At 60.6% G+C, this 25,940-nt stretch carries 20 protein-coding genes and 2 tRNA genes; 6 read left to right on the forward strand and 16 right to left on the reverse strand.

Annotation, left to right across the window (positions count from 1 at the left end):
* Positions 1–183: 183 nt before the first annotated feature.
* Entirely contained in the window at positions 184–945 is a 762-nt protein-coding gene (gene rlmB, locus V5E99_RS17255; RefSeq protein WP_499803519.1) for a 23S rRNA (guanosine(2251)-2'-O)-methyltransferase RlmB, read from the reverse strand.
* Positions 942–3,563: a ribonuclease R gene (rnr, locus tag V5E99_RS17260; RefSeq protein ID WP_499803520.1), complete on the reverse strand. Its 2,622-nt coding sequence runs from the start codon at positions 3,561–3,563 to the stop codon at positions 942–944. The genes rlmB and rnr overlap by 4 nt, the downstream gene beginning before the upstream one ends.
* 226 nt (positions 3,564–3,789) lie before the next feature.
* On the opposite strand from rnr, the gene V5E99_RS17265 reads away from it, so the two are divergent.
* The 4 genes from V5E99_RS17265 (at position 3,790) to V5E99_RS17280 (ending at position 7,008) form a co-directional block, all read left to right on the forward strand.
* Positions 3,790–3,876, forward strand: a tRNA-Leu gene (locus tag V5E99_RS17265).
* Between the two features lie 166 nt (positions 3,877–4,042).
* A tRNA-Leu gene (locus V5E99_RS17270) sits at positions 4,043–4,129 on the forward strand.
* A gap of 312 nt (positions 4,130–4,441) precedes the next feature.
* Entirely contained in the window at positions 4,442–5,452 is a 1,011-nt protein-coding gene (locus V5E99_RS17275) for an extracellular solute-binding protein (RefSeq protein ID WP_499803521.1), read from the forward strand.
* Entirely contained in the window at positions 5,452–7,008 is a 1,557-nt protein-coding gene (locus tag V5E99_RS17280; protein WP_499803522.1) for an ABC transporter permease, read from the forward strand. The genes V5E99_RS17275 and V5E99_RS17280 overlap by 1 nt, the downstream gene beginning before the upstream one ends.
* 88 nt (positions 7,009–7,096) lie before the next feature.
* Here the strand turns inward: V5E99_RS17280 and V5E99_RS17285 are convergent, their stop codons facing one another.
* The 12 genes from V5E99_RS17285 to V5E99_RS17340 form a co-directional block, all read right to left on the reverse strand.
* Positions 7,097–9,031, reverse strand: coding sequence for a methyl-accepting chemotaxis protein (locus V5E99_RS17285; protein ID WP_499803523.1), 1,935 nt, complete (start codon positions 9,029–9,031; stop codon positions 7,097–7,099).
* 139 nt (positions 9,032–9,170) lie between these two features.
* Positions 9,171–10,463: an adenylosuccinate synthase gene (locus V5E99_RS17290; protein WP_499803524.1), complete on the reverse strand. Its 1,293-nt coding sequence runs from the start codon at positions 10,461–10,463 to the stop codon at positions 9,171–9,173.
* A gap of 54 nt (positions 10,464–10,517) precedes the next feature.
* Positions 10,518–11,705: an ATP phosphoribosyltransferase regulatory subunit gene (locus V5E99_RS17295; protein ID WP_201200135.1), complete on the reverse strand. Its 1,188-nt coding sequence runs from the start codon at positions 11,703–11,705 to the stop codon at positions 10,518–10,520.
* Positions 11,706–12,020: 315 nt separating this feature from the next.
* Positions 12,021–12,890: a protease modulator HflC gene (gene hflC, locus V5E99_RS17300; RefSeq protein ID WP_499803525.1), complete on the reverse strand. Its 870-nt coding sequence runs from the start codon at positions 12,888–12,890 to the stop codon at positions 12,021–12,023.
* Positions 12,890–14,062 (reverse strand): FtsH protease activity modulator HflK, encoded by a 1,173-nt coding sequence (gene hflK / locus V5E99_RS17305; RefSeq protein ID WP_499803526.1) that lies wholly within the window; start codon positions 14,060–14,062, stop codon positions 12,890–12,892. Before hflK ends, hflC begins: the two co-directional genes overlap by 1 nt.
* A 96-nt stretch (positions 14,063–14,158) precedes the next feature.
* Positions 14,159–15,460 (reverse strand): ribosome rescue GTPase HflX, encoded by a 1,302-nt coding sequence (gene hflX / locus V5E99_RS17310; RefSeq protein WP_499803527.1) that lies wholly within the window; start codon positions 15,458–15,460, stop codon positions 14,159–14,161.
* 12 nt (positions 15,461–15,472) lie between these two features.
* Positions 15,473–15,733, reverse strand: coding sequence for an RNA chaperone Hfq (gene hfq / locus V5E99_RS17315; RefSeq protein WP_499803528.1), 261 nt, complete (start codon positions 15,731–15,733; stop codon positions 15,473–15,475).
* A gap of 93 nt (positions 15,734–15,826) precedes the next feature.
* Positions 15,827–16,798, reverse strand: a complete 972-nt coding sequence (miaA, locus tag V5E99_RS17320; RefSeq protein WP_499803529.1) for a tRNA (adenosine(37)-N6)-dimethylallyltransferase MiaA — start codon at positions 16,796–16,798, stop codon at positions 15,827–15,829.
* On the reverse strand, positions 16,798–18,708 hold the full coding sequence (gene mutL / locus V5E99_RS17325; RefSeq protein WP_499803530.1) for a DNA mismatch repair endonuclease MutL: 1,911 nt from the start codon (positions 18,706–18,708) through the stop codon (positions 16,798–16,800). The genes miaA and mutL overlap by 1 nt, the downstream gene beginning before the upstream one ends.
* Positions 18,705–20,120 carry an N-acetylmuramoyl-L-alanine amidase gene (locus tag V5E99_RS17330; protein ID WP_499803531.1) on the reverse strand — a complete coding sequence of 472 codons (1,416 nt, stop codon included), beginning with the start codon at positions 20,118–20,120 and terminating at the stop codon, positions 18,705–18,707. The genes mutL and V5E99_RS17330 overlap by 4 nt, the downstream gene beginning before the upstream one ends.
* 15 nt (positions 20,121–20,135) lie before the next feature.
* The gene (gene tsaE / locus V5E99_RS17335; RefSeq protein ID WP_213940951.1) at positions 20,136–20,606 is read right to left on the reverse strand and encodes a tRNA (adenosine(37)-N6)-threonylcarbamoyltransferase complex ATPase subunit type 1 TsaE; all 471 of its coding nucleotides are present in this window, start codon (positions 20,604–20,606) and stop codon (positions 20,136–20,138) included.
* Positions 20,594–22,093 carry an NAD(P)H-hydrate dehydratase gene (locus V5E99_RS17340; RefSeq protein ID WP_499803532.1) on the reverse strand — a complete coding sequence of 500 codons (1,500 nt, stop codon included), beginning with the start codon at positions 22,091–22,093 and terminating at the stop codon, positions 20,594–20,596. Before V5E99_RS17340 ends, tsaE begins: the two co-directional genes overlap by 13 nt.
* 63 nt (positions 22,094–22,156) lie before the next feature.
* Between V5E99_RS17340 and queG the strand changes: the two genes are divergently transcribed.
* Entirely contained in the window at positions 22,157–23,221 is a 1,065-nt protein-coding gene (gene queG / locus V5E99_RS17345) for a tRNA epoxyqueuosine(34) reductase QueG (RefSeq protein ID WP_499803533.1), read from the forward strand.
* A 118-nt stretch (positions 23,222–23,339) separates the two neighbouring features.
* Here queG and V5E99_RS17350 read toward each other — a convergent pair whose 3' ends face one another.
* The gene (locus V5E99_RS17350; protein WP_008153267.1) at positions 23,340–23,951 is read right to left on the reverse strand and encodes a trimeric intracellular cation channel family protein; all 612 of its coding nucleotides are present in this window, start codon (positions 23,949–23,951) and stop codon (positions 23,340–23,342) included.
* A gap of 175 nt (positions 23,952–24,126) precedes the next feature.
* Complete coding sequence (gene orn / locus V5E99_RS17355) at positions 24,127–24,669, reverse strand: oligoribonuclease (protein ID WP_499803534.1); 543 nt, start codon at positions 24,667–24,669, stop codon at positions 24,127–24,129.
* 107 nt (positions 24,670–24,776) lie between these two features.
* Between orn and rsgA the strand changes: the two genes are divergently transcribed.
* Positions 24,777–25,808 (forward strand): small ribosomal subunit biogenesis GTPase RsgA, encoded by a 1,032-nt coding sequence (rsgA, locus tag V5E99_RS17360; RefSeq protein WP_123510832.1) that lies wholly within the window; start codon positions 24,777–24,779, stop codon positions 25,806–25,808.
* The last annotated feature ends 132 nt before the right edge of the window (positions 25,809–25,940 follow it).

Raw genomic sequence — 25,940 nt, forward strand, 5'->3', positions numbered from 1 at the left:
GCAATTGGTGATTATTTGAACAATCACCGGAGGTCCAAGCCGAACACCTGCTCGGCGACTGGATGCTGACCCGTAGGAGCTGCCGAGTGAAACGAGGCTGCGATCTTTTGATCTTCTAAAAAACCAAAATCAAAAGATCGCAGCCTCGTTTCACTCGGCAGCTCCTACGGGGCCGGCGTTGTATCAGGACTTTTTGGTGGCAGCCTTGACGCTACGCTGGCGCTGAGCCTCGAACAGGCACACACCGGTCGCCACGGAAACGTTGAGGCTGCTGACGCTGCCGGCCATCGGCAAGTGCACCAGGTAGTCGCACAGATCGCGGGTCAGGCGACGCATGCCGCTGCCTTCGGCGCCCATGATCAGGATGGTCGGGCCGGTCATGTCTTGCTGATACAGACTCTGCTCAGCCTCGCCCGCCGTACCGACAACCCACAAGCCGCGCTGCTTGAGTTTTTCCAGGGTGCGCGCCAGGTTGGTCACGGCGACCAACGGAATCACTTCCGCCGCGCCGCAGGCCACTTTACGTACCGTCGGGGTCAGCGTGGCTGACTTGTCCTTCGGCACGATCACCGCCAGCGCACCGGCCGCATCGGCCGAGCGCAGGCAAGCGCCGAGGTTGTGCGGGTCGGTCACGCCGTCGAGCACCAGCAACAGCGGCGCGCCTTCGGAGCGATCCAGCAACTCGTCGAGCATCGCCTCGCCCCAGACCTGGCTCGGACTCACGTCCGCCACCACACCCTGGTGCACGCCATCAACCCAGGCATCGAGTTCACGACGCTCAGCGTTGCCGACGGGCACGCGATTTTCACTCGCCAGCGCGATCAGCGCCTGTACACGCGGCTCGCTGCGGCCTTCAGCCAGCCAGATCTGCTTGACGCGTTTCGGGTGGTGACGCAGCAACGCTTCTACCGCATGTACGCCGTAGATTTTTTCCAACTGACTCATGACTTGGCCTTAGGTTTACGTGCCCCGCCGCTTTTGGCAGCTGGAGCCGAACCCGCTTTTGGCGGGCCTTTACGGTGTTTGCTCGGTTTGCTGCCGGGAGCCTTGTCAGGCGCCGACCGTCCGGTCTTTCCCCCAGACGCCGCTTTACCGCCGCTTTTCGCTTCAGACAGCAATGCCTGTTTCAGTTCACGGCTTTTGCGCAGCTCGGCGTTTTTTGCCGCCGCATCGCTTGGGCGATAGGCTTCCGGGGCTTTTTCCTTGGCAGGACGACGACCGGTTTTTGCCGGGGCCGGTTCTGCGGCGGTTTTGCCGGCCGGAGCGGTTGTTTCAGTACCGCGCTTCTTGCGACCGATCGGCGCGCTGATGGTTTTTTCAGCCATCTCGAAGTCGATCTTGCGTTCGTCGAGGTCAACGCGCATCACGCGCACTTCAACGGTGTCGCCGAGGCGGAAGCTGCGACCGGTACGCTCACCGGCGAGACGGTGGTGCACAGGATCGAAGTGGTAGTAATCCCCCGGCAGCGCGGTGACGTGCACCAGGCCTTCGACGTAGATATCGGTCAGCTCGACGAACAGGCCGAAACCGGTCACCGCAGTGATCACACCCGGGAACGACTCGCCCACGCGGTCTTTCATGAACTCGCACTTGAGCCAGTTCACCACATCGCGGGTCGCTTCATCGGCACGGCGCTCACTCATCGAGCATTGCTCGCCGAGTTGCTCCAGGGCCGCTTCGTCGTACGGATAGATGCGCGCTTTCGGAATCGTCATCGCACCGGCACGGCGAACGTGCGGGGTGTCCTGCTTCGAATGGATGACGCTGCGGATCGCCCGGTGCGTGAGCAAGTCCGGGTAGCGGCGGATCGGCGAGGTGAAGTGGGTATAGGCTTCGTAATTCAGGCCGAAGTGGCCTTGGTTATCGGCGCTGTACACCGCTTGGCTCAACGAACGCAGCATGACGGTCTGGATCAGGTGGAAATCCGGACGGTCCTTGATGCTCGCCAGCAAGGCCTGGTAATCCTTCGGCGACGGGCCGTCCTTGCCTTTGTGCAGGGACAGGCCGAGCTCACCCAGGAAGGCGCGCAGTTTTTCCAGACGCTCCGGTGGCGGACCGTTGTGTACGCGATACAGCGCAGGAATTTCGTGTTTCTTCAGGAATTCAGCCGTGGCCACGTTGGCCGCCAGCATGCATTCCTCGATCAGTTTGTGCGCATCGTTACGCACGGTCGGACGGATTTCGGCAATCTTGCGCTCGGTACCGAAGATGATCCGGGTTTCCTGGGTTTCGAAATCGATCGCGCCACGCACGTGACGAGCGCCCAGCAACACTTTGTACAGTGCGTAAAGCTGCTTGAGGTGCGGCAGAACGTCGGTGTACTCGCCACGAAGCTGACGTGCTTCGGTGAGTTTCGGCGTTTCCAGCATCGCGCTGACTTTGTTGTAGGTCAGGCGAGCGTGGGAGTGAATCACCGCTTCGTAGAAGCAGTAGTCAGTCATCTCGCCGGATTTGGAGATGGTCATCTCGCAAACCATGGCCAGGCGATCGACATGCGGGTTCAGCGAGCACAGGCCGTTGGACAGTTGCTCAGGCAGCATCGGCACGACGCGCTCGGGGAAGTACACCGAGTTGCCGCGAACCTGGGATTCGTTGTCCAGGGCCGAACCGATCTTCACGTAACTGGAGACGTCGGCAATCGCCACGTACAACTTCCAGCCACCGGAGAACAGGCGCAGCTTGCCGGGCTTGGATTCGCAGTAAACAGCGTCATCGAAGTCGCGCGCATCTTCACCGTCGATGGTCACGAACGGCAGATGGCGCAGGTCGATGCGCTTCTCTTTGTCTTTCTCTTCGACTTCAGGCTTGAGCTTGGCGGCTTCTTTCAACACCGCCTCAGGCCATACGTGCGGGATATCGTACGCGCGCAGGGCAACGTCGATTTCCATGCCCGGCGCCATGTAGTTACCCACGACTTCAACCACGTCGCCTTGCGGCTGGAAGCGTGGCGTCGGCCAGTGAGTGATCTTCACTTCGACGAATTGACCGATCTGCGCGTTGGCGTTGCGGCCCGGGGTGACCAGCACTTCTTGCTGGATCTTCGGGTTATCCGCGACCACGAAGCCGATACCGCCCTCTTCGAAGTAACGGCCGACGATGGTCTCGTGAGCACGGGACACCACTTCGACGATCATGCCTTCGCGGCGACCGCGACGGTCCAGGCCGGAAACCCGCGCCAGGGCACGGTCGCCGTCGAACACCAGGCGCATTTGCGCCGGGCTCATGAACAGGTCGTCACTGCCGTCGTCCGGGACGAGGAAGCCGAAACCGTCACGGTGACCGCTGATGCGGCCCAGGATCAGGTCGAGCTTGTCCACCGGCGCATAAGTGCCGCGACGGGTATAGATGAGTTGAGCGTCGCGCTCCATGGCGCGCAGGCGGCGGCGCAGGGCTTCGATCTGGTCTTCTGTGGTCAGACCAAACTCTTCGACCAGTTGCTCGCGGTTAGCAGGCGAACCTCGATCAGCAAGGTGCTGAAGGATCAGTTCGCGGCTAGGAATAGGGTTTTCATATTTTTCCGCTTCACGAGCGGCCTCGGGATCGAGGGACTGCCAATCGGCCATTAGAGAGTTTTCACCTTGTCTATATGCGGGTTAGTTTGGCATAGGCGTAATGAAACGGGAAATTTCAGGCTGTGACAGCCCATCTAAAGCCCTTTATTGACACCGCGAAGCTGAATTAAATGCCACTGGCGAAATATTCCAGGTTTTTTTGACCTCAGGGGTTTACAGTTAAAAAGACGCTCCGTATAGTGCGCGCCATCGACGACGCACTAGCGCTGCCGATACTGCCCAGATGGTGAAATTGGTAGACACGCCAGCTTCAGGTGCTGGTGACCGCAAGGTCGTGGAAGTTCGAGTCTTCTTCTGGGCACCAATTTCGAGCTTGAGATTAGATCAATTTCAAGGCTCACACAAAAACCCGCGAAAGCGGGTTTTTTGCATTCTAAGCTTCTGATTTATTAAAACTAAATCAGGGGTTTACAGATTTAAAAGCTCTCCGTATAGTGCGCCACATCAACAGCGGCAACGTTGCTGATACTGCCCAGATGGTGAAATTGGTAGACACGCCAGCTTCAGGTGCTGGTGACCGCAAGGTCGTGGAAGTTCGAGTCTTCTTCTGGGCACCAATTCAAATTTCAGAGTCGATCTGAAATTTCACAAAAACCCGCGAAAGCGGGTTTTTGCGTTTCTGGCGTTCAAAAATCCCACCAAGATAAAGACCCACCTCCCGTAGGAGCTGCCGAAGGCTGCGATCTTTTGATCTTGATGTTATTTGTAAAAAGATCAAAGTCAAAAGATCGCAGCCTTCGGCAGCTCCTACGGGGATCAACACTGGCCGCTCTAGCAGAGCCTCGCCAGCCCCGCAAGGCGCACTTGAGAAACAATATCGTTTATCATTGTTGCAAGTTTTTGCAATGCGACAGTGAGGAACCCTGCGAATGATGTTTCGAAATACCCTGCGCCGTGGCCTGATCTCTACCCTCCTCGGCCTGGCTCTCGCCACTCCCCTCACCCAAGCCGCCGACACGGCTTCCCTGACCCTCTATAACGGTCAACACAAAGAAGTCGGCGATGCCGTCGCCAAAGCCTTTGAAGCCAAGACCGGGATTCACGTTAACGTGCGCAAGGGCAGCAGCAACCAGCTCGCCAGCCAGGTCGTCGAAGAAGGCGATCGCTCCCCCGCTGACGTGATCTACACCGAAGAATCGCCGCCGCTGAACAAACTCGGCGAACAAGGCTTGCTGGCCCAGACCGACGCCGCCACCCTCGCCGTCCTGCCAAAGGATTACGTCGCAGGCAATGGCACCTGGATCGGCATCACCGCCCGGGTCCGCGTGGTCGCCTTCAACCCGAAACTGGTCGACGAAAAAGACCTGCCTAAATCGGTGATGGAGTTCTCCGATCCGAAATGGCAAGGCAAAGTCGGCTTCGTGCCAAGCAGCGGCGCGTTCCAAGAGCAGGCCGTGGCGATCATCAAGACCCACGGAATGGACGCCGCCGAAGAATGGCTGACCGGCCTGCGCGCCTTCGGCAAGGTCTACAGCAACAACATGGTTGCCCTCAAAGCCGTGGAAAACGGTGAAGTCGCGACGGTGCTGGTGAACAACTATTACTGGTTCGCCCTGCAACGCGAAAAAGGCCAGCTCGACTCGAAACTGCATTACTTCACAGGTGGCGACGTCGGCGGCCTAATCACCGTTTCCAGCGCTGCCGTGCTGAAATCCAGCAAACATCCAAAAGAAGCCCAGCAATTGCTCGCCTACATGGCCAGCGAAGAAGGTCAGCGCGTAATCACCCAGACCACCGCCGAATACCCGCTGCACAACGGCATGGAATCGGATCGCGGACTCAAGCCGTTCAACGAACTTGAAGCGCCGAAAGTCACTCCGGCCGACCTCGGCAACGCCGAAGAAGCCCTGGACCTGGAACGTGACGTTGGCTTGAACTGATGAGCGCCTCGCTATCCGCTCGCGGGGGCTACACACCTCGGCGCAAACGGCCGTCGATCTGGCTGGTGCTGCCGGTGTTATTGCTGGTAGCCCTCAGCCTGTTGCCGTTGGCCTATGTCGGGCTCAAGGCCTGGCAAGCAGGCTGGGCCGAGGCGTTGCATTTGCTGTGGCGACCGTATGTGTTTGGCCTGCTGCGCAACACGCTGTCGTTGATGATTGGCGTGACCCTGGCGTGCGGCGTGATCGGTTTGTCGCTGGCATGGCTACTGGAACGCAGCAATCTGAAGGGCCGGCGAATCTGGGGCGTGATCCTCTGCCTGCCGTTCGCCGTGCCCGCGTTTGTCAGCAGCTTTACCTGGGTGTCCCTCAGCGCGCATTTCGAAGGTTTGGGTGGGGCGATTCTGGTGATGACCCTGTCCAAGTATCCGCTGGTGTTTCTGCCGGTGGCGGCGACGCTGCGCAATCTTGATCCGTCGCTGGAAGAGTCCGCCCGCACCCTGGGGCAGAATCGCTGGGGCGTGTTTTTCCGGATCACCCTGCCGCTACTCTGGCCGTCGCTGTTGGCCGGCTCGCTGCTGATTGCGTTGCACATGCTGGTGGAGTTCGGCGCGCTGTCGATCATCGGCTTGCAGACGTTCACCACGGCGATCTATCAGCAATTCGAACTGGAATTCAGCAACGCCAATGCCGCCATGCTTTCGGCCGTACTGCTGGCGCTGTGTCTGGTGCTGCTGTGGCTTGAGTTGCGGATACGCGGCAAAGGTCGTCATGTGCGCACCGGCCAGGGCGCGGCGCGGCGTGCGGAACAGGTTCGATTGGGGCCCTGGGCAGCGGCTGGACAGATTTATTGCCTGGCACTGGCGATCATTGGTAGCGGCATTCCCTTGGGGATGCTGGCGTACTGGCTGGCGGTCGGCTCGTCAGCAGCGTTCCCGGTGGCGGCGATCAGCGAAGCGCTGTTGTCGTCACTGGCGCTCTCGCTGGGCGGCGCGGCATTGTGTCTGGTGCTGGCGGTGCCCGTGGGGCTGCTGGTGGTGCGCTACAAAGGTCAACTGGCGATTTGGGCCGAGCGTTTGCCGTATCTGCTGCACGCGCTGCCAGGCCTGGTGATTGCCCTGACCCTGGTGTATTTCGCCCTGCACTATGTGCCGGCGCTGTACCAGACGTCGATGTTGTTGCTGATTGCTTATGCGTTGCTGTTTCTGCCGCTGGCTCAAGCACCGATTCGCACCGCGCTGAACAAGGCTGCACCGCAACTGGAAGAGGCCGCTCGCACGCTGGGTGCGTCGTCGTTCAGTGCGTTTTGCCGGGTGACCTTGCCGATTATCTTTCCGGCATTGGGTGCGGCGTTTGCGTTGGTGTTTCTGGATGCGATGAAGGAGCTGACGGCAACGCTGCTATTGAGCCCAACCGGGTTGAACACCCTGGCGACGGAAGTCTGGGCGCATACCGCGAACGTGGAGTTTGCGGCGGCAGCGCCTTATGCGGCGCTGTTGATTCTGGTGTCGGGGTTGCCGGTGTACCTGTTAACGACGCGGATGTATTTGAGCCGTTGATAAAGCAAAAGATCGCAGCCTTCGGCAGCTCCTACAGGGAAATGCGAATCCCCACGTAGGAGCTGCCGAAGGCTGCGATCTTTTGATCTCAGGCCCTGAACTGCCCCAGGCTCGCCTTCAACTGCGCCGCCAACCCATCCAGCACCTTGCCGCTGGCCGTGGTCTCCACCACTGCCTGAGCCGCTTTCTCAGCCTGAGCATGAATGGTTTCAACCCGCCCCCGCACAGCCTGCGCACCCTGCGCCTGATGCGCCGCTGCCTGGGTCGCCAGACCAATCGCCGCATGCACCTGCTCGACCGAGACCTGCACCGATTGCTGCAACCGTGCGCTGTCACGCAACACCAGCAACCCTTCGCTCGCCTGACGCCCGGCCTGACCAATCGCCGCCACCGCCTCACGCGCCCCTTGCTGCAAGGCAACGATGTGCGCCTGGATATCGCCGGTTGAGCTCTGAGTCTTGCTCGCCAGCGCCCGCACTTCGTCCGCTACCACGGCAAAGCCGCGACCGGTCTCGCCGGCCCGCGCCGCTTCGATGGCCGCGTTCAGCGCCAGCAGGTTGGTTTGCTCGGCGATCCCGTGAATCACCGTCAGCACCACTTCAATCTGTTCACTTTGCTGCGCCAGACGCTCGATCACCTTCGCCCCGGTGTCGACTTGCCCGGCCAACGCCTCGATCAGACTGCCGACCTTCGCCGAGGTCCGAGTGTTTTCATCGGTGGCCGAACGAATGTCCACCACTTGCTGCAAGGCTGCCTGCATCGCATGGCTTTCGGACTGCGCCTCATCGGCCATCTGCGACAACGCCCGCAGGCTCTCGGCCACTTCATCACGCTGCATACCGGCCGCCGCATCAGCCCCGGCATTGCGCAAGGTCATGGCGCCGATTTCCACGCCGGTACGCTGAGCCACATCGCCCGCCTCACGGACGATCGGCTGTAACTTATCCACAAAGCGATTGACCGCCGAGGCCATATCGCCGATTTCGTCCTTGCTGCTGATCTGCACGCGCTTGGTCAGGTCGCCCTCACCCGCCGCCAGATCGTCCATGGCGCTGATCAGCATCTTCAAGCGGTTAACCACCCGGTGACCCAACACTATCGCCAGCAACAGCAACACGCCGAAACCCACGCCCGCCAGGCCCATGCCGATGCGCCAGCGCAAGGTGCCCGCCGCTTCCTGCACGGTGCTGGTGGTGTTGGCCTGCATTTCAGATGCCGTGGACTGCGCCGATTTCAGACGCGCGCCCATCGCGGCCGCACTGTCCGCCGCCGCGCCTTTGAGGCTGTCGCCGACCAGCTGATCACTGCTGGCAATCAGCGCGGTGAAGCGCTTGTCGAGGGCCGCCAGATCAACTTCCACGGACGCGGTGGAGACGCCCATCAGGACCTTGCCGATCTCCACGCCATTGGGGCTGATTGAAGCTTCGAGGTAGTAGACCGACGGATCGTTCTTCGCCGCATCCAGCACTTTGTCCAGTGCGCGTTCGCCCTGGCCTTTTTCCAGCAGCGCTTTGTTGATCGGGTTCTCGCGATTCAAATAGCGCGTCAGGTGCTGGCCGGTGGCATCGTCGTAGATCACGAACAACACGTTCGGATTGCGCTGGGCCCGACGAGCGAATTCGGACAAGGTTGGAACGTCGCTGTCCCACATGGCGCGGGGGGCGACCGAGGCCAGAAGCTGCGCCATATCATTGGCGGAGTCCTTCAGGTCTTTTTCCAATGTCGTACGCAACTGCGCCTGTTCGTCCTTCAGACGCGAAGAAAGACCGGCGGCGAGTCGCTGACGGGTATTGGTGGACAAGCTGTCGAGGCTCGACGTGACTTCACGCCCCGCCTGCTCCAGTTCGCCAGAGAGTTTTTGACTGTCGGCACCCAGGCGCACACCCAAGTCGGCTTCCAGCGCAGTGACTGTGCTCCGGGTCAGGGCGACGGCCACCAGCACTTGCACCAAAAGGGCGATACCAAGGGTAACGAACACGGGCCGCAGAAGTCGGCTTTGTAACAGTGAGAGAATGGCTGACACGGGAATATCCCTCTGCTTTGACGCCATTAAATTGATGGCACGCCAGAAGCGATAATCACAGCAAGGGTCGTGCCGCCCAACAGGCATAAACGACAAAGGCCCCGATTAAGGGGCCTTTGTGTTTTACATCAACGACTTATTAAGCGAACGGGTGACGCAGAACGATGGTTTCGTTGCGGTCCGGGCCCGTCGAAATAATGTCAATCGGCGCACCGACCAACTCTTCGACGCGTTTGATGTAGTTGCGAGCGGCTTGCGGCAGCTCTTCAAGGGTCTTGGCACCGACGGTGGATTCGGTCCAGCCTGGCATCTCTTCGTACACAGGTTCGAGGCCGATGTAGCTGTCGGCGTCGGTCGGTGCGTCGATCACTGCACCATCCTGGTTCTTGTAGCCAACACAGATGTTGATGGTTTCCAGACCGTCCAGCACGTCCAGCTTGGTCAGGCATAGGCCCGAGATGCTGTTGACGTCGATAGCGCGACGCAGGATGACGGCATCGAACCAGCCGCAACGACGGGCACGGCCGGTGGTAGCGCCGAACTCGTGGCCACGCTTGGCCAGGAACGCACCAACGTCGTCGAACAGCTCAGTCGGGAACGGACCCGAACCGACGCGAGTGGTGTAGGCCTTGGTGATGCCGAGGATGTAATCCAGGTACATCGGACCGAAACCCGAACCGGTGGCAATGCCGCCCGCGGTGGTGTTGGAGCTGGTGACGTACGGGTAAGTACCGTGGTCGATGTCCAGCAGGGAGCCTTGGGCACCTTCGAACATGATGTCTTTGCCAGCGCGGCGCAGCTCGTGCAGCTCGGCGGTGACGTCGAGCATCATCGGCTTGAGCAGCTTGGCGTATTCCATGCACTCGTCGAGTGTTTTCTGGAAGTCGATGGCTGGCTCTTTGTAATAATTGACCAGGACGAAGTTGTGGTAATCCAGCAACTCGCCCAGCTTGGCGGCGAAACGTTCACGATGGAACAGGTCACCGATGCGCAGGCCGCGACGGGCAACTTTGTCTTCGTAAGCCGGGCCGATGCCACGACCGGTGGTGCCGATCTTCAGCTCGCCACGGGCCTTTTCACGGGCCTGGTCCAGCGCGACGTGGTAGGACAGGATCAGCGGGCAGGAAGGGCTGATACGCAGGCGCTCGCGCACCGGTACACCTTTCTCTTCCAGCTTGATGATCTCGCGCAACAGAGCGTCTGGTGCAACCACCACGCCGTTGCCGATCAGGCACTGCACGCCTTCGCGCAGCACGCCCGACGGGATCAGGTGCAAGACGGTTTTCTCGCCGTCGATCACCAGGGTGTGACCCGCGTTGTGGCCACCTTGGTAGCGCACTACGGCGGCAGCATGTTCGGTCAGCAGATCAACGATCTTGCCTTTGCCCTCATCACCCCATTGGGTGCCCAGGACTACGACATTCTTACCCATAACACTTGTCCTCATTCGCGCAAACTTGGTGCCGGCAGCCGCCGGCAGGAAAACTCAAGAAGCCAGCGGCAATACTTGCCAAAGCCCGTTCTGCTGAATCAATTGCCGGTCGCAGTCCGCTTCACGGGCGGCGGCCAATGGTTGCCCAGGCAAAGCCTGAACGACACGCTGACCCTCACTGCGCAACTGGCAAACCTGCTGCCAGAGTGCCGCATCCGTACTGTCAGGCATCCAGATACCGCCAGACGGTAGCTCGATCTCAGCACGCCCCAGGGTCACCAGGGTTTTCAAATCGGTGGAGAAGCCGGTTGCCGGACGGGCGCGACCGAAGTCAGCGCCGATGTCGTCGTAACGACCGCCCTGGGCAATGGACTGGCCAACACCCGGTACAAACACCGCGAACACCACACCGGTGTGGTAGTGATAGCCGCGCAACTCGCCCAGGTCGAAATAAAGCGGCAGTTCCGGGAAGCGTGTGGACAGACGGTCGGCAATCGCCAACAAGTCTTCCAGCGCAGCCAGCACCGGCGCCGGCGCATTGGCCAGACGCTCACGGGCAGCGCTCAACACTTCACGGCCGCCACACAGGTCGACCAGCGCACGCAGCATGCCCGACAAATCGGCGGGCAGGCCTTCGGTCAAGGTAATGACCTCGTCGATGGCCTTGCGTTGCAATGCGTCGAACAACTGTTGCTCGACTTCACCGGACAAACCGGCGGCGCGAGCCAAACCACGGTAGATGCCGACATGCCCGAGGTCCATGTGCACGTCCGGCACGTCGGCCAGTTGCAGCATGGCCAGCATCAGGCTGATGACTTCCACATCGCTGCTCGGGCTGGCATCGCCGTACAACTCGGCGCCCAACTGGATCGGGCTGCGCGACGACGACAAGGCACGCGGTTGAGCATGCAGCACGCTGCCCGCATAGCACAGACGGCTCGGACCTTCGCGACGCAGGGTGTGCGCATCGATGCGCGCCACTTGCGGCGTGATGTCCGCCCGGAACCCCATCTGCCGGCCCGATTGCGGGTCGATGACCTTGAAGGTACGCAGATCCAGGTCCTGGCCCGCGCCGGTCAGCAGGGATTCCAGGTACTCGATATGGGGAGTCACGACAAACTCGTAACCCCAGCTCTGGAACAGATCCAACACCTGACGGCGCGCTACTTCAATGCGCGCCGCTTCTGGTGGCAGTACTTCTTCGATGCCATCTGGCAGCAGCCAGCGGTCTACCGTCGCCATTACGCCATTCCCCTATGATCCGGGCGGCCAGCCCTCGGCCGAGCCTTGAGTGAAGCAGAAAATGATCGGCTCATGCGCAAACCACGCGCATGAACGACGTGGCGAAAAGCCTGAAACCGGCTTCGCCAATCACTTTCCTCGAAAAACCTGTCGAGTCATTCAACTCGGGCGCCTGCTTAAAAACCGCAATCAAACGTGCAGACGCAAAAAAGCCGGGAATTTCCCGGCTGCCGCATCATACACACGTTTTCCCAAAGGATCACCCCGCCGCAGGTTTTAGCCGCCAGGCGGGGGATGATTCAGGTCAACGTCGTATCAAGGCTTGGCTTTTTCCAGGTAACGGAAGAAGTCGCTGCTTGGGTCGAGGACCATGACGTCGGTTTTGTTCGCGAAGCTTTCACGGTAGGCACGCAGGCTACGGTAGAAACCGTAGAACTCCTGATCCTGGCCGTAAGCCTTGGAGTAGATCGCAGCAGCCTGGGCATCACCGTCACCGCGAACCTCTTCGGATTCACGATAGGCTTCGGCCAGCAACACGCGGCGTTGACGATCGGCGTCGGCACGGATGCCTTCAGCCAGCTCGTTACCCTTGGCGCGGTGCTCGCGAGCTTCACGCTCACGCTCGGTGCTCATACGCTCGAACACGCTGCGGTTGACTTCTTTCGGCAGGTCGATGGCCTTGACCCGAACATCGACCACTTCGATGCCCAGCTCTTTTTCCGCCATCTTGTTCAGCGAAGCGGTGATGTCAGCCATCAGCGCGTCACGTTCACCGGAAACCACTTCATGCAGGGTGCGTTTACCGAACTGGTCACGCAGGCCCGATTCCAGACGACGGGAAAGACGCTCGTCGGCAATCTGCTTGAGGCCGGAGGTCGCGGTGTAGAAGCGCTCGGCATCTTTCACGCGCCACTTGGCGAAGGCATCGACCATGACGGCTTTCTTTTCCAGCGTCAGGAAGCGTTGCGTCGGTGCATCCAGCGTCATCAGACGTGCGTCGAATTTACGCACCTGGTTAACGTAAGGCACTTTCACATGCAGACCCGGCTGAACATCAGCCTGGACCACGCGACCGAACTGCAGCAACACCGCACGCTCGGTCTGAGCCACGATGTAGAAGCAGTTCCAGGCAGCGATCGCCACGACGACGCCGACAATAAGGGCGATCAGCGATTTATTGCTCATCAGCGACTCTCCCTGGTACGTGCTTGCTGTTGTTGCAGATCCGCTGCTGCACGCGCATTCGCTTCATTGCTGCTGGCTGCCGCGCCCGTTACCGGGGCGCCGGTGCTGCGACCGCTGTCGATCATCTTGTCCAGCGGCAAGTACAGCAGATTGCTCTGGCCATTCTTGTTGCCGGTCACGAGAACCTTGCTGGTGTTGGTGAAGACTTCCTGCATGGTGTCCAGGTACAGACGCTCGCGGGTGACTTCAGGAGCTTTACGGTACTCGGCCACCAGTTTGGTAAAGCGATCCGCTTCACCCTTGGCGCGCGATACCGTTTCGTCACGGTAGCCGTTGGCATCTTCAAGGATACGCTGGGCCTGACCACGGGCTTCCGGCACGACGCCGTTGGCGTAGGTTTCAGCCTGGTTGCGCGAACGCTGCTCGTCTTCACGGGCGCGGATCACGTCATCGAAGGCTTCCTGGACTTCACGCGGTGCCGCTGCGTTCTGTACGTTGACCTGGGTGACGGTAATACCGGTGCGATAGGTATCGAGGAAGCGTTGCAGACGCTCCTTGATTTCGCTGGCCATCAACTCACGACCTTCGGTCAGGACCTGGTCCATGGCGGTGGAACCCACCACATGGCGCAAGGCGCTGTCGGTCGCTTGCTGCAAGCTGATTTCCGGCTGATCGACGTTCAGCACGAAATCCTGCAGGTTGCTGATCTTGTACTGCACGGTCAGCGGCACTTCGACGATGTTCTCGTCTTCGGTCAGCATCTGGCCCTGCTTGGTGTACGAACGCTCACGCGTCACGTTTTCCATGTACTTCTTGTCGATCGGCGGGAAGTAGATGTTCAGGCCCGGGCCGACGGTTTCGTAGTACTTGCCGAAGCGCAGCACGACGGCTTGCTCCTGCTCGTCGACCACGTAGACCGCGCTGTACAGCCACACGGCCGCCAGCACGACCAGGCCGATGCCGAGCAGGCCGCCGAAGCCGCCACTCTTGCCCGAACCACCGCCGTCATCACCGCGTTTTTTACCACCACCGAACAACCCGTTCAGGCTTTCCTGCAGCTTTCGGAAGGCCTCGTCGAGATCCGGTGGTCCCTTGCGGTCGCCGTTATTACGGCGCTTGCCACCCCAAGGGTCCTGATTATTCGAGTTGCCACCCGGCTCATTCCAAGCCATAGCGCTCTCCATCTGATAAAGCAAAGACGCACCCACGGCGCGCCGACCAATGCTACAGAATGCCCGTCACCGCGGCACAACCGCTTTTTGAGGCTTTTATTGCAAAGTGTGTTGCTCGATGAAATCCACCGGCTGCAGACCTTCGCGACTAACCAGTCGATTCAACTCGATTCGAGGCAAGCGAACGGCCAGCAGACAGGTGCCTTCTTCGTCGTGTTCTTCTTTCTGCACCGCACCAAGTTCGAAAAACTGCGCACGCAGTCGAGCAAAACGTTGCGGCAAGCGCAAGGTGCCCACAAACAAATCACCACCCAGCAACTCGGCAATGGCTTGCTCAAGCAATTCCAGACCCGTGCCATCGCGCGCCGACAGCCAGACCCGTTGGGGCTTGCCGTTTTCGTCGCGCTGGATTTGTGGCTCAACGCCTTCAAGCAAATCGAGTTTGTTATAGACCTCGAGGATCGGCAAGTCCTGGGCTCCGATCTCGCCCAGCACCACCATCACCTGCTCGATCTGCAACATGCGATCCGGTTCGGCCGCATCAATCACGTGCAACAGCAAGTCCGAGTTGCTCGACTCTTCGAGCGTAGACCGAAATGCCTCGACCAGTTTGTGCGGCAAGTGGCGGATGAAACCCACTGTGTCGGCGAGGACAATCGGCCCCAGGTCGTCCAGTTCCAGACGGCGCAAGGTCGGGTCCAGCGTGGCGAACAACTGGTCAGCCGCGTACACGTCGGATTTCGTCACGTTATTGAAGAGCGTGGATTTGCCGGCGTTGGTATACCCCACCAGAGACACGGTAGGAATATCCGCACGGGTACGGCCGCGTCGCGACTGCTCGCGCTGACTGCGCACTTTTTCCAGCCGGCCCTTGATCTGTCGCAGGCGAACCCGCAGCAAACGGCGGTCGGTTTCCAGCTGGGTTTCACCCGGACCACGCATACCGATACCGCCACCCTGACGCTCAAGGTGGGTCCAGCCTCGAACCAGCCGGGTGCTCATGTGATCAAGCTGAGCCAGTTCGACCTGGAGCTTGCCTTCATGGGTACGGGCGCGCTGGGCGAAAATATCGAGAATCAGACCGGTACGGTCGATCACGCGACACTCGAAAACACGTTCGAGGTTACGTTCCTGACTGGGCGTGAGGATGTGATTGAAGATGACCAGATCGGCCTTTTCGGCATGGACCAGGTCGCGCAGCTCCTCGACCTTGCCGCTGCCAATCAGGAATTTGGCGGTTGGCCGATGACGCGGCACGTTAAAAAACGCAACGGTCTCGGCGCCTGCCGAATTAGCCAATTCCTGAAACTCCTGCGGATCTTCGCGCGCCTCAGGGTCCTGTCCGTCCAAGTGAACAAGGATCACTCGTTCACCACCACCGTGGCGCTCAAAGAACAAAGGAGACTCCTATCAGGCGTTACCTGGCTCAGCGTCACTTGCTTCGGATTCAGCTGCGCTAGGCAGGCGAATTGGACGAACCGGTACCACTGTCGAGATAGCGTGCTTGTAAACCATCTGGCTGACGGTGTTTTTCAGCAGGATAACGAACTGGTCGAAAGACTCGATCGTGCCTTGCAGTTTGATCCCGTTAACCAGGTAGATGGACACCCCAACTTTCTCTTTACGTAAAGTATTCAAGTAAGGGTCTTGTAGCGAATGCCCTTTTGACATGTGCCGCACTCCTTTAAGGATTCAATATAAAAAATAGGTAATCAGATGGCTTCGGCCGTCACACCCCCAAGGATAGACGGCAATTGCAAGGACTCAGCTCAATATGGAGATGGTCCCGAGGTATTTCAAGGCGCGCGGCAGATTGTCGCAATCGAGGCTGTCCAACCAGTGTAAATCAGCCCAACTGCGCAGCCAGGTGAACTGGCGCTTTGCCAATTGGCGCGTGGCAATGATTCCACGCTCCTGCATCTCGGCTTGCGTCAGCTTGCCATCCAGGTAATCCCAGACTTGTCGGTACCCTACAGCGCGTATAGACGGCAACCCTGAATGCAGGTCACTTCTCGTACGCAGGGCTACGACCTCGTCGATGAATCCCTGTTCCAACATATTTGTGAATCTTTGTTTAATGCGCTCATGCAGCACCTGGCGATTTGCCGGAGCGATGGCCAAGTTCGCGACAGTATAGGGCAATTGTTGCAGTCCCGAAGCGGCTGCTTCAGTACTTTGCGCAGATTGTCGCAGGCGCAGCTCGGTCATGCTCTGACCGCTCACGCGATAAACTTCCAGCGCTCGACTCAGGCGCTGGGGATCGTTCGGGTGAATTCGCGCCGCCGAGACCGGGTCAATCACTGCCAATTGGTCGTGCAGGGCTTGCCAGCCAAGGCGTGCAGCCTCTTCTTCGATGTGCGCGCGAACCTCCGGTTCAGCCGCCGGCATTTCCGCCAGGCCTTCGACCAAAGCCTTGTAGTAGAGCATCGTGCCGCCTACAAGCAGCGGAATTTTCCCGCGCGAAGTGATCTCGGCCATGGCTTCAAGGGCATCACGACGAAAATCCGCTGCGGAATAGCTTTCCGCCGGGTCGAGAATATCGATCAAACGGTGCGGAAATTCCGCCAGCAGCTCTTTGGAAGGCTTGGCGGTGCCGATGTCCATGCCGCGATAGACCAGCGCCGAATCGACACTGATCAGCTCGCACGGCAGGACCTTGGTCAGTTCAATGGCCAGGTCGGTCTTGCCCGCAGCGGTCGGGCCCATCAGGAAAATCGCTGGAGGGAGCTGGCTCATCAACGACCGCGCAAGAACAGTTTGTCCAGATCGTCCAGGCCCAATTGGGTCCAGGTCGGTCGGCCATGGTTGCATTGTCCGCTGCGTTCGGTGTTTTCCATGTCCCGCAGCAGGCCATTCATTTCCGGCAACGCCAGACGCCGATTGGCCCGGATCGCGCCGTGGCAGGCCATGGTGCCGAGCAATTCATTGAGGTGTGCCTGAATCCGGTCGCTGGTGCCGTATTCCATCAGGTCGGCCAGTACGTCGCTGACCAAACGGTTGGCTTCCGCCTGCTTGAGCAACGCCGGGATCTGCCGGATCGCCAGGGTTTCCGGGCCGAGGCGTTGCAATTCAAAGCCCAGGCGCTGGAACCATGCCACGTTCTCTTCGGCGCAATCGGCTTCGCGCTGGCTCACGGCCAGGGATTCGGGCACCAACAGCGGCTGGCCGCTCAGGCCTTCGCTGGCCATGGCGACTTTCAAGCGTTCGTACATGATCCGCTCGTGGGCGGCGTGCATGTCCACCAGCACCAGGCCTTGGGCATTTTCCGAGAGGATATAGATGCCCTTGAGCTGCGCCAGCGCATAACCCAGCGGCGGAATGTCGTCCTGCCCGGCCGGTAACGCAACCGCATTGGCTTCCGGCAACGGCGCGAAAAACTCGCGATACGCCGCTTGCGCTTCAGCAACCGGCACGCCGGACTGAGGCTTTGGCGTGTACTGATATTGATAACCGGCGCCAGCGCCCGAGCCCGCCGCCGTATTAAAGGTCGGCTGCCCTTGAGGCTGTTCCAGCAACGCATTGGCCGCCAGGCGCATTTCGCCTTGGGGGCCGAACTCACCGGCGTCGAGCCCGGTCGGCCGGACGATAGCCGTCGCAACCGGCGCGGCCAGATGATCTTCCGGCCGCACATCGCCCAAGGCGCGGTGCAACGTGCCGTAGAGGAAATCGTGGACCATGCGCCCGTCACGGAAACGCACTTCGTGTTTGGTCGGGTGCACGTTGACGTCCACGCCCGCCGGATCGACTTCGAAAAACAGCACGAACGTCGGGTGGCGGCCGTTGAACAGCACATCGCGATAGGCCTGGCGTACCGCGTGGGCCACCAGTTTGTCGCGCACCGCACGGCCATTCACAAAGAAATACTGCAAGTCGGCCTGGCTGCGGTTGAACGTCGGCAACCCGACCCAGCCCCACAAATGCAGGCCATTGCGCTCGATTTCGATTGGCAGCGCCTGCTCCAGGAACCCCGAGCCGCAAATCGCCGCCACACGCCGGGCACGGGCCGCGTCGTCGTGGGCCTCGTGCAGGCTGAGGATGGTCTTGCCGTTGTGGCGCAAATGAAACGCCACGTCGAAACGCGCCAGGGCCAGGCGCTTGATCACTTCTTGCAGGTGATCGAATTCGGTTTTTTCGGTTTTGAGAAACTTGCGCCGGGCCGGGGTGTTGAAGAACAGGTCGCGCACTTCCACCGAGGTGCCCACCGGGTGAGCCGCCGGTTGCACCCGGGGCGCCATGTCCCGGCCTTCGGTTTCGACTTGCCAGGCCTGATCGGCGTCCTTGGTGCGGGACGTCAGGGTCAGGCGCGCCACGGAGCTGATCGACGCCAGGGCCTCGCCGCGAAACCCGAGGCTCATCACCTGTTCAAGGTCTTCAAGGTTGCGAATCTTGCTGGTGGCGTGTCGCGCCAGCGCCAGCGGCAGGTCATCGGCGGAAATGCCACTGCCATCGTCGCGCACCCGCAACAGCTTCACGCCGCCCTGCTCGACATCGACATCGATACGCCGGGCGCCGGAGTCGAGGCTGTTTTCCAGCAGCTCCTTGATCACCGATGCCGGGCGCTCAACCACCTCACCGGCGGCAATCTGGTTCGCCAGTCGCGGGCTGAGCAGCTCGATGCGAGCGGTACTGGTCAGCACCTGGTTCATTCTTTAGCCGCCAGTTCGGTGCCAGGAATCGTCAAGGTCTGGCCGATTTTAAGCTCATCGCTTTTCAGGTTGTTGGCGCTGCGCAGGGTCGCCGGAGACACCTGGTAACGCACGGCAATCATCGCCAGTGTCTCGCCCGGGCTGACACGATGGTCGCGCGGGCCTTGGGCGATCTTGCCGGAATCACGCAGCCAGGCAATGTAGGTGCCCGGAGGTGGATTCTGCTGGAAGAACTGGCGAACACCGGCGCTGATCGAACGCGCCAGGGCCTGCTGGTGGCTCGCACCGGACAACTTCGCCGCTTCGTTGGCGTTGGAGATAAACCCGGTTTCCACCAGGATCGACGGAATATCCGGCGATTTCAGCACCATAAACCCGGCTTGCTCCACCCGTTGTTTGTGCAACGGCGTGACCCGGCTGATGTTGCTCAAGACTTTCTGGCCAACGTTCAGGCTGGACGTCAGTGAAGCGGTCATCGACAGGTCGAGCAACACGCCCGCCAGCATCCGGTCCTTGTCGTCGAGGCTGACGCTGCCGGCGCCACCGATCAAGTCAGAACGGTTTTCGCTGTCGGCCAGCCAACGGGCGGTCTCAGAGGTCGCGCCGCGATCAGACAAGGCAAACACCGATGCGCCGAAAGCCGCCGCAGAAGGCGCAGCGTCGGCGTGGATCGAGACGAACAGGTCGGCGCCTTTCTTGCGGGCGATTTCGGTACGGCCACGCAACGGGATGAAGTAGTCACCGGTACGGGTCAGCTCGGCGCGGAAGCCTTTCATGCCGTTGACCTGACGCTGCAATTCACGGGCGATGGCCAGTACCAGGTCTTTCTCATGCTGACCACGCGAACCCGAAGCACCCGGGTCTTCGCCGCCGTGGCCGGCATCGATCACCACAATGATGTCGCGCTTGCCGGCCGGAGCGGGCGGCAGTTTTACCGGCGGATCGATTGGAGTGACCGGCACCGGGTCCACGGTCGCGACGTTGGTCGGCGTCGGCGGAATCGGGGCGGCGGCTTCGGCGCTATCAAACAGATCGACCACCAGGCGATTGCCATACTGGGCGTTTGGCGGCAGGACGAAGCTTTTCGGCGTGACGGCTTTTTTCAGGTCGATGACCACCCGCAGGTCGGTCGGCGTGCGCTGGGCCGAACGCATGGCGGTAATCGGGGTGTTGGAAGTGTTGACCTTGAGCGGCGCGCCGAGGGTCGCGCCGTTGATGTCGATGACCAGCCGATCCGGGGAGGTCAGGGTGAAAACGCTGTGCTGCACCGGCCCCGTGAGGTCGAACACCAGTCGTGTGTTATCCGGAGCTCGCCACAGGCGAACGCTGTTGACCTTCGAATCGGCCACAGCGTCGACGGTCACCGCCAAAAACAACAATCCTACGGCAGCTACCATCGCGCGAAAGCGCATACCTGACCCCATCATTTAATTGGATTCCAATGCCAAAGCGGCACACCACGACTCGCCACGCGAGCCCTGGGACAAAATTTTCAGCGAACGCCCGCTGTCTTGCGGGCTAATGGTAATGGTCAGGTCGGGCTTTGGCAAAAAGCCTGCACCCTTCTGGGGCCATTCGATCAGACACATGGCATCGTCGTCGAAGTAATCGCGGATGCCGAGGTACTCCAGCTCTTCCGGATCGACCAGTCGATACAGGTCGAAATGGAAAGCGCGGATGTCGCCGATCTCGTAGGGTTCGACCAAAGTGAACGTCGGACTTTTTACCGCCCCCACATGCCCCAGGCCACGGATGATGCCCCGGGACAGCGTGGTTTTCCCTGCGCCCAGATCACCTTCAAGAAAAATCAGACCATGCCCTTGGGTGGTTTGCGCTATGCGAGCACCGAATGCGGTCATCGCCTCTTCATCAGCCAGGTACAGGGTTACTTCAGACACGGTGCTTGCTCCTCCAACAACTGACGAATGGCCGGGATCAGATCACTGGCCGCCAGCCCACGGCCCGATTTACCTTGTTGCGCGCCGGCATTGGCGTGCAGCCAGACCGCCAGGCAAGCGGCATCGAACGCCGCCATGCCCTGGGCCAGCAACGCACCGACCAGACCGGCCAGCACATCGCCCAAACCCGCCGTGGCCATCGCTGGATGGCCCTGATGACACACCGCCAGGCGCCCATCAGGGCTGGCGATCAGGCTGCCGGCGCCTTTCAGAATCACGACGGCGGTGTATTTTTTGCTCAACGCGTGAGCGGCGGCAGGGCGATCAGCCTGGACTTGGGCGGTGCTGATCCCGAGCAAACGCGCCGCTTCGCCCGGATGCGGGGTGATCACGCAATCCTTGGGCAAGCTTACTTGCTCTTCGGCCAGCATATTCAACGCATCGGCGTCCCAGACTTGCGGTAGCGGCGCGTTGGCAGCGGCGGACAGTAGACTGCGCCCCCAACCGCCCTGACCGAGCCCCGGCCCTACCACCAACACGGAAACTTTTTCCAACAAACCCATCAACTGATTAGCCGACGAAGTGCCCAGCACCATGGCTTCCGGGATTCTCGCCAACGCCGCCGCGACGTGCTCGCTGCGCGTGGCGACAGACACCATGCCCGCGCCGCTGCGCAACGCACTTTGCGTGCTCAACAGGATCGCGCCGCCAAATCCGCGATCACCGCCGATCAGCAGCACATGGCCGAACTTGCCTTTATGGGAGGTGGGCGGCCGAGTGCCCAGACGTGGAAGATTACCGGTCGTCAGACGTCGGGCAGTGATGGCAGCGCTCTCGATCAGCTGCGGATCGGCGTGCAGATCGTTAAAGACCAACTCACCAACCACATCCGCCGCATCACCGGTGAAAAGCCCCAACTTCAGACCAATGAAGGTCACCGTGAGATCAGCCCGAACGGCTGCGCCGAGAATGCGACCGGTATCGGCACACAGCCCCGACGGGATATCCACCGCCGCGACCGGCAAACCGCTGGTGTTGATTGCGGCGATGGCGCTGGCGAAAGGCTCACGCACTTCGCCGGTCAGGCCGGTGCCGAGCAACGCATCCAGCACGACGCCGCGCAGTTCGGCGCTGGCGCTCCAGGCTTCTATAGAGACTTTTTCGGAAGTAGCTTCGGCATAAGCCAACGCGGCATCACCCTGCAAACGCGAGGGCTCACCGACCGCCAGCACTTGAACCTGCCACCCGGCCCGATGGGCGAGCAGCGCAACCAGATAACCGTCACCCGCGTTATTGCCGTGTCCGGCCAGCACGGTCAGTTCGCTGGCCGTCGGCCATTGGCGAACCAGCGCGCGCCAGGTTGCCCGGGCCGCGCGCTGCATCAATTCGAAGCCCGGCGTGCCAGCCGCGATCAGGCTCGCATCGAGCCCTCGCACTTGCGCGGCGCTGTACAGCGCGTCGGGTAAATCATCTTTAGTGTGCGGCATACGTCTTCGGGCTCCGATGTCTGGCAGAATTATACGCACCTCAGCTCCGGTTTCTCTCGCCTCATGCCCGCAATTACCACAGACCTGCCTGCCCTCGCCCAATCCATCAAGGACTGGGGCCGCGAGCTGGGCTTTCAGCAAGTCGGCATCAGCGGCCTGGACCTCGCCGAGCATGAGCAGCACCTGGAGCGCTGGCTCGCCGCCGGCTACCACGGCGAAATGGACTACATGGGCGCCCACGGCAGCAAACGCTCGCATCCGGAAGAGCTGGTGCCCGGTACGCTGCGTGTAGTTTCCCTGCGCATGGACTACCTGCCCGGCGACACGCAAATGGCGCAATTACTCGCCCAACCGGAAAAAGCCTACGTGTCCCGTTATGCCTTGGGCCGCGATTACCACAAATTGATCCGTAAACGTGTGCAGCAACTGGCGGATAAAATTCAGGCCGAGATCGGCCCCTTCGGTTTCCGCGCTTTCGTCGACAGCGCCCCGGTGCTGGAAAAAGCCATCGCCGAGAAGGCCGGTCTTGGCTGGATCGGCAAAAACACCCTGGTCTTGAATCGCAAGGCTGGCAGTTACTTCTTCCTCAGCGAACTCTTTGTTGACCTGCCGCTGCCCGAAGACCCGCCCCACAGCACCGAACACTGCGGCCGCTGCACCGCGTGCCTGGACATTTGCCCGACCAACGCCTTCGTCGGCCCTTATGTGCTCGACGCCCGGCGCTGCATTTCCTACCTGACCATCGAACTGAAAAGTGCGATCCCGGAAGACTTGCGACCGTTGATCGGCAACCGGGTGTTCGGCTGCGACGACTGCCAGATCGTCTGCCCGTGGAACCGCTTCGCCCGTCCGTCCGGGGAAAGCGATTTCAAGCCACGGCATAACCTGGACAACGCTGAACTGGCAGAACTGTTCATGTGGGACGAGGAGCGGTTTCTCAGCAGCACCGAAGGTTCGCCGTTACGCCGGGCCGGTTATGAGCGTTGGTTGCGCAATTTGGCAGTCGGGCTGGGCAATGCGCCGTCGAGTATTCCGGTGTTGGAGGCGTTGAAGGCGCGCAGGGAATACCCGTCGGAATTGGTCCGTGAACATGTCGAGTGGGCCCTGAAACAACACGGCGTGGCGTAGGAGCTGCCGAAGGCTGCGATCTTTTGATCTTGATCTTAAAAACAAGGTCAAAAGATCGCAGCCTCGTTTTACTCGACAGCTCCTACAGTCATACAGTCCTGCGGGGGCTGGGCGTGGTTCAGGCTTCGTCGTTGTAGACGAATTTTGGCATTTCCCAGTGAAAGCGGATCGCCAGCAATCGCAGCAAGAAGCCACCGAATAGCGTGATCAAAATCGCCTGCTCGCCGGGTAATTGCAGATAAATGCAGAGCATGTAGCACCATGCCGCCGCGAACGAGACGCTGGCGTAGAGCTCACGACGGAAGATCAGCGGGATGTCGTTGCAAAAGATGTCGCGCAGGATGCCGCCAAACACTCCGGTGATCACGCCGCTGACGGACGCCACCAGCATGCCGTGGCCCATTTCCAGGGCGGTCATGCAGCCGATTAGCGTGAACGCCACCAGGCCCACGGCGTCGAGCACCAGGAACAGCGAACGCAAGTGACGCATCCAGCGGGCGGCGAAGACCGTGAACATCGCCGCGACCGAGGTCAACACCAGGTATTCCGGGTGTTTGACCCACGTCAGCGGGTAATGGCCGAGCAGTACGTCGCGCACCGAGCCGCCGCCCAATGCCGTAACGCAGGCGATCAACACCACGCCAAACCAGTCCATGCCGCGACGGCCAGCGGACAGGGCACCGGTCATGGCTTCGGCGGTAATGGCGATCAGGTAGAGCATCAGCAACATGGTGGCGGTCCTGGCAGGAAGGCGCGCAGTCTAGCCATTTCGCGGCGGCACCAAAAGAGGGCAGCCGAAACGAGACCCCCGTAGGAGCTGCCGCAGGCTGCGATCTTTTGATTTTGATTTTCAAGATCAAAAGATCGCAGCCTGCGGCAGCTCCTACGGGGGTCGTGTTCTAACGTCAGAACTTGATGAAATGCTTGCGGTAGTGCTGCAGCTCGGCGATCGATTCGCGGATGTCGTCCAGGGCCAGGTGCGTGCTGCCCTTTTTGAAGCTGTCGCGCACGTCCGGCGCCCAGCGTGCGGCCAACTCTTTGAGGGTCGACACGTCGAGGTTGCGGTAGTGGAAGTAGCTTTCCAGGGCTTTCATGTGCGTATAAAGGAAGCGACGGTCCTGGCAGATGCTGTTGCCACAGATCGGCGACTTGCCCTTCGGCACCCATTTTTCCAGGAAGGCGATGGTCTCGGCTTCGGCTTCGGCCATGCTGATGCGGCTGTCGCGAACCCGTTGAGTCAGGCCCGAACCGCCGTGTTGACGGGTGTTCCACTCGTCCATGCCCGCGAGGATCGCGTCGCTGTGATGAATGGCGATCACCGGGCCTTCAGCCAAAGTGTTCAGGTCACTGTCGGTGACAATGGTCGCCATCTCGATGATGACGTCGGTATCAGGGTTCAGACCGGTCATTTCCAGGTCGATCCAGATCAGATTCTGCGGGTTTTGCATGTGTCGGCTCCTAGGCAATGCTGCGCAGTTTAGCCTAGGCAAGTCGCGGGGCGTGCTAAACTCGCGGCCGTTTTACCTAATCGCTGCATTCTTGATACGGAACACCCATGGCCAAACGCCAACTCAATCGTCGTCAAAACTGGCGCATCGAAAAGATTCAGGGCGAACGCGCTGCCCGCGCCGCCAAACGCGAGTCCTCGGCTGTCGAGGCACTTGAGGGCGGCGACCTGGGTCCGGAACAGACGGGCCTTGTGATCGCGCACTTCGGTGTGCAGGTCGAAGTCGAAGCCCTCGATGGCGATTTGGCCGGCCAGGTGTTCCGCTGCCACTTGCGCGCCAACCTGCCCGCGCTGGTGACCGGCGATCAGGTGGTCTGGCGTGCCGGCAACCAGGGCATCGGTGTGATCGTGGCGCAACTGCCGCGCAAAACTGAACTCTGCCGCCCGGACAGCCGTGGCCAGCTCAAACCCGTAGCGGCCAACGTCGACATGATCGTCATCGTCTTCGCCCCGCTGCCCGAGCCCCACGCCAACCTGATCGACCGTTATCTGGTCGCTGCTGAGCACGCCGGGATTCGTCCGCTGTTGCTGCTCAACAAATTCGACCTGATCGACGAACAGAACGCCCCGGCCCTGAATGCCTTGCTCGCGGTCTACCGCACGCTCGGCTACCCGGTGCTGGAAGTGTCGGCCCACCACGGCAACGGCATGGAGCAATTGCAGGAGCAACTGGACGGGCGCATCAGCGTGTTCGTTGGTCAGTCCGGCGTCGGTAAATCGTCGCTGGTCAACAGCCTGCTGCCGGAAGTCGAAACCCGCGTCGGCCCGTTGTCCGAACTGTCCGGCCAGGGCACGCACACCACGACCACCGCGCGACTGTTCCACTTCCCGGGCGGCGGCGAACTGATCGACTCCCCGGGCATCCGCGAATTCGGCCTGGGCCACGTCAGCCGTGCCGACGTTGAAGCGGGTTTCATCGAGTTCAATGATTTGATCGGTACTTGCCGCTTCCGCGACTGCAAACATGATCGTGAACCGGGATGTGCACTGCTCAAGGCGTTGGAAGACGGGCGTGTGCAGCAGCAGCGGATGAATAGCTATCGGTCGATCATCGCCAGCCTGCCGGAAACCAGTTACTAGACCGCCACAAAACCTGTGGGAGCGAGCTTGCTCGCGAAGGGGCCATCAGCTTCAACATCACCGTTGACTGACCTACCGCTTTCGCGAGCAAGCCCGCTCCCACAGGGGTTTAAGTGCCACACCAAAAAGCCG

Origin of the sequence: Janthinobacterium sp. LPB2021202312-11-4 (assembly GCF_037049705.1) — a bacterium.
Taxonomy (GTDB): domain Bacteria; phylum Pseudomonadota; class Gammaproteobacteria; order Pseudomonadales; family Pseudomonadaceae; genus Aquipseudomonas.